Below are 8,916 nucleotides of genomic sequence, written 5' to 3'. Positions count from 1 at the left end.
CGGCCGAACTGCACGCCCTCCTGACCATGCAGCAGATGCTGGCCGGCCTGGATGAGCAGGGGGTCGTGGGCCGCCACCTGCAGCCCATGTTCGACAAGATCACCGGCATGCTGGGCGTGGATGCGGCCGAGGCCGATGAGCTGCGGCGGCGCGTCAGGCTGATTGGCACGGCACGCCGGCGCATGGCCAGCGACAGCTTCGAGACCGTGGGCAGCGCCGTCGTCAAGCGCAAGCGCCTGGCCATCCGCTACCGCAAGAAACGCGATGGGGCGGGCAGCGAACGCGAGGTCTCGCCCCAGCGCCTCGTGCATCATCGCCACGCCTGGTATCTGGATGCCTGGTGCCATGCCAGCGACGCCTATCGCCGCTTTGCCCTGGACGGCATCGAGGCGGCGACGCTGCTGGACGCCGACGCCCGGCCTGTGCCACTGGCGGAACTGGAAGCGGAACTCGACCAGGGCTATGGCATCTTCGCCGGTGGCACGCCGCGCGAGGCCGAGCTGGTCTTCAGCGCCGGCACGGCGGCCTGGGTGTCGCGCGAGGAATGGCACCCGGCCCAGCAGAGCGAATTCCTGCCCGACGGCCGCTGGCGGCTGCGCCTGCCCTATGTCGATGACACCGAGTTGCTGATGGACCTGCTGCGCCATGCCGGCCAGGTGGAGGTGCTGGCGCCGGCCGCCTTGCGCGAGGCCTATGCGCAGCGCTTGCGGCAAGCGGCCGCGGCCTTGTAGGACAAGCCCGCTTCAATCGTGGTGGGGCATATCAGGCCATGTCCAATCGCGTTAGGCTGCAAGCGTGTTTGATCCCCCGATCAAGGAGCCAGCGATGAGTGATACCAGCCAGGCGAAGGAAAAATTGGCCTCGGACTTCCGTGCGGTGATGGAAGACATCGACGCGCTGATGACGGCCACGACCAACAAGGCGGACGGCGAGGTGAAGGCCTTGCGCGCCCGCATCCAGGACCGGCTGTCCGGTGCCAAGGACAAGCTGCTGGACGCCCAGCACGAAGCCCTCCAGCGCGCCAAGGATGCCGCCGTCGCCACCGACGACTATGTGCATGCCAACCCCTGGCAGGCCATCGGTGCCGCGGCAGCCGTGGGCCTTGCGATTGGCGTGTTGATCGGCCGCCGCTGAGCCCCGCTTGAGCGACGCCAAGGAACCCGTCTCCGCGCCGCTGCGGCGGCTCGGGGTGTCGTTGCTGACGCTCAGCCGCATTCGGCTTGAGCTGTTTGCTATCGAGGCCCAGGAGGAGAAGGAGCGTATCGCCAGCCTGCTGCTTTGGGCGGTGCTGGCCGCGCTGCTGGCGGGCTTTGGCCTGCTGATGGGGCTGGTGTTGATCACGGTCGCCTTCTGGGACGATCACCGGCTGCTGGCTCTGGGCGGCGGCACGGTCGTTCTGATCGCTGCGGCCGTCGTCGCCGTGCTCAAGGTCAAGAAGCTGATCGATCAGCCGGCTAGCCTGTTCCAGTCCAGCATCGGTGAGTTGCGCGCTGACGCCGAAGCGCTGCGCCGGCCAGGGCCATGATCCCCAGGATCCCGGCCGACCCGGCTCTGCGCAGCGAGCGCAAGGCCAATCTGCTGCTGGCCTCCGAGTTGATGCGCGGCCAGGCTGCGTTGTCGGTGGACGATGTCGGCCAGCGCGCTGACGGCTGGGTGCTGCGCATCCTGGCCTGGCGCGATCTGCTGTCCAACCCCATCGTGCTCGCCGCGGCCGGCGGCGGAGCGGCCTTGTTTGCCGGCGCGGGGGCAGACCGACGCGGCAAGCTCTGGCGCGGGCTGCGCTGGGCCTGGCTGGCCTACAAGGTCTGGGGCCGGCGCAAGCGCTAGGCTAGCGGGCTGTCGCGGCCGCGCATGTGAGCCGGGGTGCTGTCCAACTCAGGCAGCCAGGGCATGGCCGAGTCTTTCCAGACCTGCACCACGGGCTTGAGCTGGGCACGTTCGTTCACGCAGCCCAGGCGGATGTTCAGCGTCTTGGGTACGTCGGCTTCCGTGGCGAAGAGCTGGGTGCCGCAATCCCCGCAGAAGGCCTGTGCACGGCGGTTGCCGCTGGCTGCGACCTTCACATACTGCTTGGGCGTGCCCTGCAGCTCGACCTGCTCGACCGGTATGGACACCACCGCCCGGAAGGGGCCGCCCGAGATGATCTGACAGTCGGCACAGTGGCAGGCAAAGACCTTGGCGGGATCGGCAGTCGCCGAGAAACGGATGGCGCCGCAGTGGCATTGACCGGTGATTTGCATATGGGCCCCTGGGCTTCAGTTGTCGGCCGCGTCCAGCCGCTTCATGCGCTCGCTCTGCCAGTAGACGTCGTCGCCGCCCAGCCCGTCGAGATTGGCGCGATTCAGCACGCGAGCCAGCACGAAGAGCAGGTCGGACAGGCGATTCAGGTACTGGCGCGGCGCTGCGCGCACGGCCTCTGTGGCGGCCACCTGGATGACGGCGCGCTCGGCACGGCGGGCAATCGTGCGACAGACATGGGCGATCGCCGCGCTGCGCGTGCCGGCCGGCAGGATGAATTCCTTGAGCCGCGGCAGATGCTCGTTGTAGTGCTCCAGCGCTTCATCCAGGCGCAGCACGGCGGCGTCCTTCAGCAGTTCGCCGCCGGGCCAGGACAGCTCCCCACCCAGGTTGAAGAGCTCATGCTGGATGGTGACGATGAGGTCGCGGATGTCGTCGGGCAGGGGTTCGGCCAGCAGCAGGCCGAGGTTGGAGTTCAGCTCGTCGACGTCGCCCATGGCCTGCACGCGCAGATGGGTCTTGGGCACGCGGCTGCCGTCGGACAGGCCGGTGGTGCCGTCGTCGCCGGTGCGGGTGGCGATCTGTGAAAGTCGGTTGCCCATGATGGCGGTGCAGGTCGGTGATCGGACCTGCATCCTGCCTGAATCTTCAGGCCACGGCCGCTTTGGGTGGCAAGGTGTTGACCAGGATGCGCTTCATCACGGTGAGGTACTGCTTGAACAGGCTGCCGGTGTTGTAGCGCAGGCCGTATTGGCGGCACAGCGCCTGCACCTGCGGCGCGATCTCGACGTAGCGGTGCGCCGGCATGTCGGGGAAGAGGTGGTGCTCGATCTGGTGGCTCAGGTGCCCCGTGAGGATGTGGAACCAGCGCCCGCCGGTGAGGTTGCTGGAGCCGGCCAGTTGGCGCAGATACCAGTCGCCGCGGGTCTCGTTCAGGCAGTCCTCCTGCCGGTAGATGGCCACATGCTCGGTGAAGTGGCCGCAGAAGATCACCACATAGGTCCACAGGTTGCGGATCAGGTTGGCCGCGAAGTTGCCGGCCAGCACGCGCGGCGCGCTCCACAACGCCAGCGCTGGGAACAGCAGATAGTCCTTGAACCACTGTTTACCCACCTTGCCGAGGAAGCGGTTCAAGCGCTCCTTGAACACGGGCTTGGGGATGGCGCCGTGCTTGTAGCGGCCCAGCTCCAGGTCATGCGAACCGACGCCGTACTGGAAGCCCAGGGCCAGCATCAGGTTGGCCAGCGGCTGCAGCCAGTGGCGCGGCTTCCACTTCTGCTCGGGCGTCATGCGCAGCAGGGAGTAGCCCAGGTCGCGGTCCTTGCCGAGGATGTTGGTGTAGGTGTGGTGGGTGACGTTGTGCGAATGGCGCCAGGCCTCGCCGTCGCAGGYGATGTCCCACTCGAAGGTCTGGGAGTTCAGCGCTGGGTCACCCGTCCAGTCGTACTGGCCGTGCATGACGTTGTGGCCGATCTCCATGTTGTCCAGGATCTTGGCGTGGGCCAGCGCCAGCACGCCGGCGATCCAGCTCAAGGGGCCGACACCGAAGTGCAGCAGCGCGCGGCCACCCACCTCGCTGGCGCGGCAGATGGCAATCATCTTGCGGATGTGGTCGACGTCGGCCTGGCCGAGGGAGTTCATGACGCCGGCGCGGATGGTGTCGAGTTCGGCCTGGAACTCGTCGACTTGGGAGCGGGTCAGGAAGTGCATGATCAAAGGTCCAGTTCGAGGTCGGAGCGGGCGGCGCTGACGCACAGCCGGATCAATTCGTTGGGCGCGCTGGACAGCTCGCCCGTGTGCAGGTGCTGCACCGTGCCGCTGCGCTTGACGCATTGGCAGGAGCGGCAGATGCCGATGCGGCAGCCATGCTTGGGTGCCAGGCCGGCGGCCTCGGCCTGGTTCAGCAGCGGCGCGGCGCCCAGCGACGCGAAGCCGGTGGCGCTGCGCAGCAGCTGCACGCGCACCGGGGCGCTGAGGGCCTCGGCCGCCAGCGGCGCGGCGGCAAAGCGTTCGCTGTGCAGCGGCGCGGTGGTGCCGTGCGCCTGCCAGTGCGCGTGTATCGCATCCATCAGCCCGGCGGGGCCGCACACCCAGGTGGCGCGCTCGGCCAGGTCGGGCACCTGCGCCTGCAAATCGGCTGGCGTGAGATGGCCGACGCTGGTGGTGAAGTGTTGAATCAGGCGCAGCCCCGGCATGGCTGCCAGCTCGGCGGCAAAGATCTGTTCGACCGGGCTGCGGCAGCTGTGCACAAAGACCACACGGTCGGCCGCGCCGCGTGCCTGGAGCTCGCGCAGCAAGGCCATCACCGGCGTGATGCCGCTGCCCGCGCTGAGCAGCAGGATCTTGTCCGGCCACACGGCGGGCAGCACGAACTCGCCCATCGCCGGGCCGAGCGTCAGCACATCGCCCACGCGCACGCTCTCATGCAGATGCGTGGACACCCGCCCCTGTCGCTTGACCGTGATCGCCAGCAGGCGCGAGCCCGGGCGCGACGTCAGCGAGTACATGCGCTCGTGCCGGCGACCGTTGATCTCCACCGTCAGCGACACGAACTGCCCGGCGCGGGCGCCACGCCACATCGCGTTGGGGCGCAGCACCAGCGTGCGGGTGTCGGCCGTCTCGGCGATGCACTTGACCACCCGGGCCTTCACCTGATGCAGGGACAGCAGCGGGTGCAGGGCCTGCAGGCTGTCCTCGACCGCGCTCTCGCGCACGATGGCCGCCACCCAGGGGTGTTGCAGCGCGGCGCGCAGCGGGCGAGTCAGGGCTTCTAGGCGGGTGGGGAGGTGCGTTTGCATGGTTGCATTGTGTACGTTTGTACACAAACATACAAGCCACTAAACCCGGGCGGTGCGCCATGCTGTGTACAAATAGGCAGTCAAGCGGGTGAAGCTACGATACGAGTGTTCACAAAATAACCTGCCATGTCCGACACCCCCGCCGACAAGCTTTCCCGCGCCGAGCGCAAGGACCTGACCCGTGCCAGCCTCACCCAGGCCGCGCTCGCGCTGATGGGCGAGGGGCGCAGCTTCACCAGCCTGGGCATCCGCGAGATCGCCCGCGAGGCGGGCATGGTGCCCAACGGCTTCTACCGGCACTTTCGCAACACCGACGAGCTGGGCCTGGCGTTGGTGGAGGAGGTGGGCATCAGCCTGCGCCGGCTGCTGCGCGAGGCGCGCCAGGGCGGCGCGGCACCGGCCGACCGCGTGCGGGTGTCGGTCGAGGTCTATTGCAGCTATGTGCAGCAGCACCGGCTGCTGTTCCTTTTCATCAGCAGCGAGCGCGGTGGCGGCAGCCGCATCCTGCGCCTGGCCATCCGCAACGAGGTGCGCCACTTCACCAACGAGATGGCGCAGGACTTCCGCGCCATCGGCGCCTACCCCGACATGCCCACGGCCACGCTGCAGATGGTGTGCGGGCTGATCGTCAACACCATGCTGGCGGCAGCGCCCGAGATGCTCGACCTGCCGCCCCAGCAGCCGCTGCTGGAGGCCGAAATGATGGACAACTTCGTGCAGCAGCTGCAGGTGGTGCTGCTGGGCGCGGCGGCCTGGCGGGTCAACCCAGACTGAGCCCGCCCCTCAGCGCTGGGCGACCGGCATGCGGAAGGTGTTGACCAGGCCCGACAGCTTCTCGGCCTGCTGCTGCAGGCTCATGCCGGCGGCGGCGGTTTCCTCCACCAGCGCGGCGTTCTGCTGCGTCAGCTGATCCATGTGCGAGACGGCCTCGCTGATCTGGCCGATGCCGGTGCTCTGCTCGCTGGACGCGCGGCTGATGCTGGTGACGAGCTCGGCCAGAGAGCGGATGGCGTCGACGGTTTCGCGCATCGTTGCGCCGGCGCCCTTCACGAGGCGGGCGCCGTCCTCGACCTGGCCGACGCTGGTGGAGATGAGGACCTTGATCTGCTTGGCAGCCTCGGCCGAGCGGCCAGCCAGCGCGCGCACTTCCGACGCGACGACGGCAAAGCCGCGGCCCTGCTCGCCGGCCCGCGCGGCCTCCACGGCGGCGTTCAACGCCAGGATGTTGGTCTGGAAGGCAATGCCGTCGATGACGGCGATGATTTCCTCGATGCGCCGGCTGCTGGCCTCGATGGCGCCCATGGTGCTGACGACCTGGTCGACGGCCGCGCCACCCGAGATGGCGACCGTGCAGGCGCGCTGGGCCAGGCTGCTGGCGTCGCCGGCCTGATCAGCATTGCTGCGCACGGTGGCGGTCAGCTGCTCCATGGAGCTGGCGGTTTCCTCGAGCGCCGAAGCCTGCTGCTCGGTGCGCTGCGACAGGTCGCGGTTGCCCGAGGCCAGTTCCTGCGAGGCTTGCGCCACCTCGCCGGCATTGCTGCGCACCTCGCCGATGACGCCGCACAGGCTGTCGCGCATGGCCAGCAGCGCCATCGTCAGCTGGCCGATCTCGTCGCGCGCGCTGACGATGACGTCGCCGCTGAGGTCGCGTTCGGCGATCTGCTGGGCCAGGCCGGCGGCATGCTGCAGCGGCACGGTGATGCTGCGCGAGATGCCGCGCGCGAGCAGGAAGACGGCGCCCAGCATGAAGGCCAGCAGGCCGAAGACGACCCAACTGCTGGTGCGCAGGCTGGACACGCGCGCGCCAAGCATGCCGTCCAGCGCATCCATCGCCTCCTCGGCGACGACATACATCGCGTCGATGGTGCGGGTGTAGCTGGCTATGTAGTCGGGCGCCGCGTAGGCCAGCTCCTCCTTGGCGATCAGCTCGTCGCGGGTCAGCTTCAGCGAGCCGCGCACCTGTTCGTCCAGTGCGGCGATCTTGCTACCCAGCCGGCTCTTGAGGTCGGCATTGACGGCGAAACTCTTGTCGAAGGCCGTGCCCATGCCGGCATGCTGGTCGGCGGCCTGCTGCACGAGGCCGGCCAGCAGGGTGCGGCCTTCTGGGCCGATCTTGCCTTCAGCCAGAAAGCCGGCGCCACGCGCTCGCGCCTGGCCCAGGGCCTCGGTGGCGATGGGCAGCCGCGCCAGCGTCGCGCTGATCAGGAAATAGGTGTCGGCCTCGGGGTCGAGGATGAGGCCGGACTGGTCGACGAGCTGGTCCAACAGCTTGAAGTAGACGGCGATGAGCTGGGCGTGCAGGGTGCTGCTCTCGGCCGCCTTCAGCCCCTTGGCGCCCACCTGGCTGGACAGGCTGTCCCAGCGCGTGCGCGCGTCCTGCCAGGTCTGGCGCATCGCGTCGTTCGCGCCATCGCCCTTCAGCATGGTGTCGACGGCGGCAACCTGCTTGACCACCTCGGCGTTCTTGGCCGAGCGTGCCGTCTGCACCGAGTCGTTGCCGCCCAACACGGCAGCCGACAGGCCGCGGTGCTGCTGGGTCAGCTGGGCCAGCCGCACGAGCAGCCGCGCGGGTGCCAGGCCTTCGAGTTCGCCCTGCGCCGCCTGAGCCAATTGACGCGCCTGGCGCACCTGGAAGGCCGAAGGGATGCTGATGGCCACCAGCACGAGCAGGGTCAGCAGCATCAGCTTGCGGCTGATCGTCAGAGTGGTCGTCGGGCTCATGGCGTTCTCCTCGTTGGCAAGGCCCTGCTGCGGCGCCGATTCAGTGTCGGCGGCCGCTGCGGTGGAAGGCCGGTTTGTGCACCGGCGCGTCATGCGGCTTGAATCCCTGGGCCGACGTCCAGCGCGGCGCGGGCGGGGCGTCGTGGGGCGGTGGCGGGTGACCGAAGACCTCGCGCCAGCGCGCGGCCAGCAGATCGAAGCGCACCGCGCCGAAAGCGATGAGGGCAACGGCCGCGACGAGCAGCAGCCAGGTCAGGGTCGGGTCCATGCAGGTCTCCCGGGGTTCGCTGTGTGCCCCATGCTGTCACCATGCGAGGGGCACTGCAACACAATCCTTGTCTGACCCCCTGGAGTTGGCCATGAACGCGCCCGAATCCTTCTCGCCCGCCCCACTCCCGGCCGCGCTGCTGGACAGCCTGCGTGCCGACTTCGCCGACCGCTGCTCGACCGCGTTGGCCGTGCGCGAGCAGCATGGCCGCGATGAATCGGTGTTCGACGTGCCACCGCCCCAGGCCGTCGTGTTTGCCGAGAGCGAGGCTGAGGTCGCGCGCGTTGTGGCCCTGTGTGCGCAGCACCGTGTGCCCGTCATTCCCTATGGCGCGGGCTCGTCGCTCGAAGGCCATCTGCTGGCCGTGCAGGGCGGCATCAGCCTGGATGTGTCGCGCATGAAACAGGTGCTGCGCGTCGACGCCGAGGACCTGACGGTGACGGTGCAGCCCGGCGTCACGCGCAAGGCGCTGAACGAGGCGCTCAAGCACGAAGGCCTGTTCTTCCCCATTGACCCCGGCGCGGACGCGAGCCTCGGCGGCATGGCCGCCACGCGCGCCAGTGGCACGAACGCGGTGCGCTACGGCACGATGCGCGAGAACGTGCTGGCGCTGCGCTTCGTGTCGGCCAGCGGCGAGGTGGTGCGCTGCGGCTCGCGCGCCAGGAAGAGCAGCGCCGGCTACGACCTGACGCGCCTCGTCATCGGCAGCGAAGGCACGCTGGGCGTCATCACCGAGCTGACCGTCAAGGTCCACCCGCTGCCCGAAGCCGTGTCGGCCGCGGTCTGCTTCTTCCCCAGCATCGATGCGGCCGTGCGCACGGCCATGCAGATCATCCAGATCGGCGTGCCCATCGCCCGCTGCGAGCTGCTGGACGCCAACGCCATCAAGGC

Annotated in this window: 12 protein-coding genes; 6 read left to right on the top strand and 6 right to left on the bottom strand. The window is 68.7% G+C overall.

All coding sequences use genetic code 11. The annotated features are described in order from the left end of the window. The 4 genes from ACXJKR_RS16850 to ACXJKR_RS16835 all read left to right on the top strand — a co-directional run. A partial coding sequence (locus ACXJKR_RS16850; RefSeq protein ID WP_457323799.1) for a helix-turn-helix transcriptional regulator occupies positions 1-731 on the top strand: 731 nt, incomplete at its 5' end. A 94-nt stretch (positions 732-825) separates the two neighbouring features. Beyond that, positions 826-1,134 carry a DUF883 family protein gene (locus tag ACXJKR_RS16845; RefSeq protein WP_056191014.1) on the top strand — a complete coding sequence of 103 codons (309 nt, stop codon included), beginning with the start codon at positions 826-828 and terminating at the stop codon, positions 1,132-1,134. Positions 1,135-1,141: 7 nt separating this feature from the next. Continuing rightward, positions 1,142-1,525, top strand: a complete 384-nt coding sequence (locus ACXJKR_RS16840) for a phage holin family protein (RefSeq protein WP_457323798.1) — start codon at positions 1,142-1,144, stop codon at positions 1,523-1,525. Next, on the top strand, positions 1,522-1,827 hold the full coding sequence (locus tag ACXJKR_RS16835) for a hypothetical protein (protein ID WP_457323797.1): 306 nt from the start codon (positions 1,522-1,524) through the stop codon (positions 1,825-1,827). The genes ACXJKR_RS16840 and ACXJKR_RS16835 overlap by 4 nt, the downstream gene beginning before the upstream one ends. On the opposite strand, the gene ACXJKR_RS16830 is transcribed toward ACXJKR_RS16835, so the two are convergent. Genes ACXJKR_RS16830 through ACXJKR_RS16815 form a run of 4 tightly spaced genes read right to left on the bottom strand, consistent with a single transcriptional unit; the run spans position 1,824 to position 5,036 of the window. Beyond that, on the bottom strand, positions 1,824-2,240 hold the full coding sequence (locus tag ACXJKR_RS16830; protein ID WP_457323796.1) for a GFA family protein: 417 nt from the start codon (positions 2,238-2,240) through the stop codon (positions 1,824-1,826). The two genes, ACXJKR_RS16835 and ACXJKR_RS16830, sit on opposite strands and share 4 nt — an antisense overlap. 15 nt (positions 2,241-2,255) lie before the next feature. After that, positions 2,256-2,840, bottom strand: a complete 585-nt coding sequence (locus tag ACXJKR_RS16825; protein WP_457323795.1) for a cob(I)yrinic acid a,c-diamide adenosyltransferase — start codon at positions 2,838-2,840, stop codon at positions 2,256-2,258. Positions 2,841-2,886: 46 nt separating this feature from the next. Further along, entirely contained in the window at positions 2,887-3,948 is a 1,062-nt protein-coding gene (locus ACXJKR_RS16820; RefSeq protein WP_457323794.1) for a fatty acid desaturase family protein, read from the bottom strand. Between the two features lie 2 nt (positions 3,949-3,950). Further along, entirely contained in the window at positions 3,951-5,036 is a 1,086-nt protein-coding gene (locus tag ACXJKR_RS16815) for a ferredoxin reductase (protein WP_457323793.1), read from the bottom strand. Positions 5,037-5,162: 126 nt separating this feature from the next. Here ACXJKR_RS16815 and ACXJKR_RS16810 point away from each other — a divergent pair, with 126 nt between their 5' ends. Next, complete coding sequence (locus ACXJKR_RS16810) at positions 5,163-5,810, top strand: TetR family transcriptional regulator (RefSeq protein WP_457323792.1); 648 nt, start codon at positions 5,163-5,165, stop codon at positions 5,808-5,810. Positions 5,811-5,819: 9 nt separating this feature from the next. Here ACXJKR_RS16810 and ACXJKR_RS16805 read toward each other — a convergent pair whose 3' ends face one another. Next, positions 5,820-7,757 carry a methyl-accepting chemotaxis protein gene (locus ACXJKR_RS16805; protein ID WP_457323791.1) on the bottom strand — a complete coding sequence of 646 codons (1,938 nt, stop codon included), beginning with the start codon at positions 7,755-7,757 and terminating at the stop codon, positions 5,820-5,822. Positions 7,758-7,797: 40 nt separating this feature from the next. Beyond that, entirely contained in the window at positions 7,798-8,025 is a 228-nt protein-coding gene (locus tag ACXJKR_RS16800) for a hypothetical protein (RefSeq protein ID WP_457323790.1), read from the bottom strand. Positions 8,026-8,116: 91 nt separating this feature from the next. Between ACXJKR_RS16800 and ACXJKR_RS16795 the strand changes: the two genes are divergently transcribed. Beyond that, the coding region (locus ACXJKR_RS16795; RefSeq protein ID WP_457323789.1) for an FAD-binding oxidoreductase at positions 8,117-8,916 on the top strand (800 nt) is incomplete at its 3' end.

Source organism: Roseateles sp. P5_E11 (genome assembly GCF_054049355.1).
This window is presented reverse-complemented; position numbering and strand designations above follow the sequence as displayed.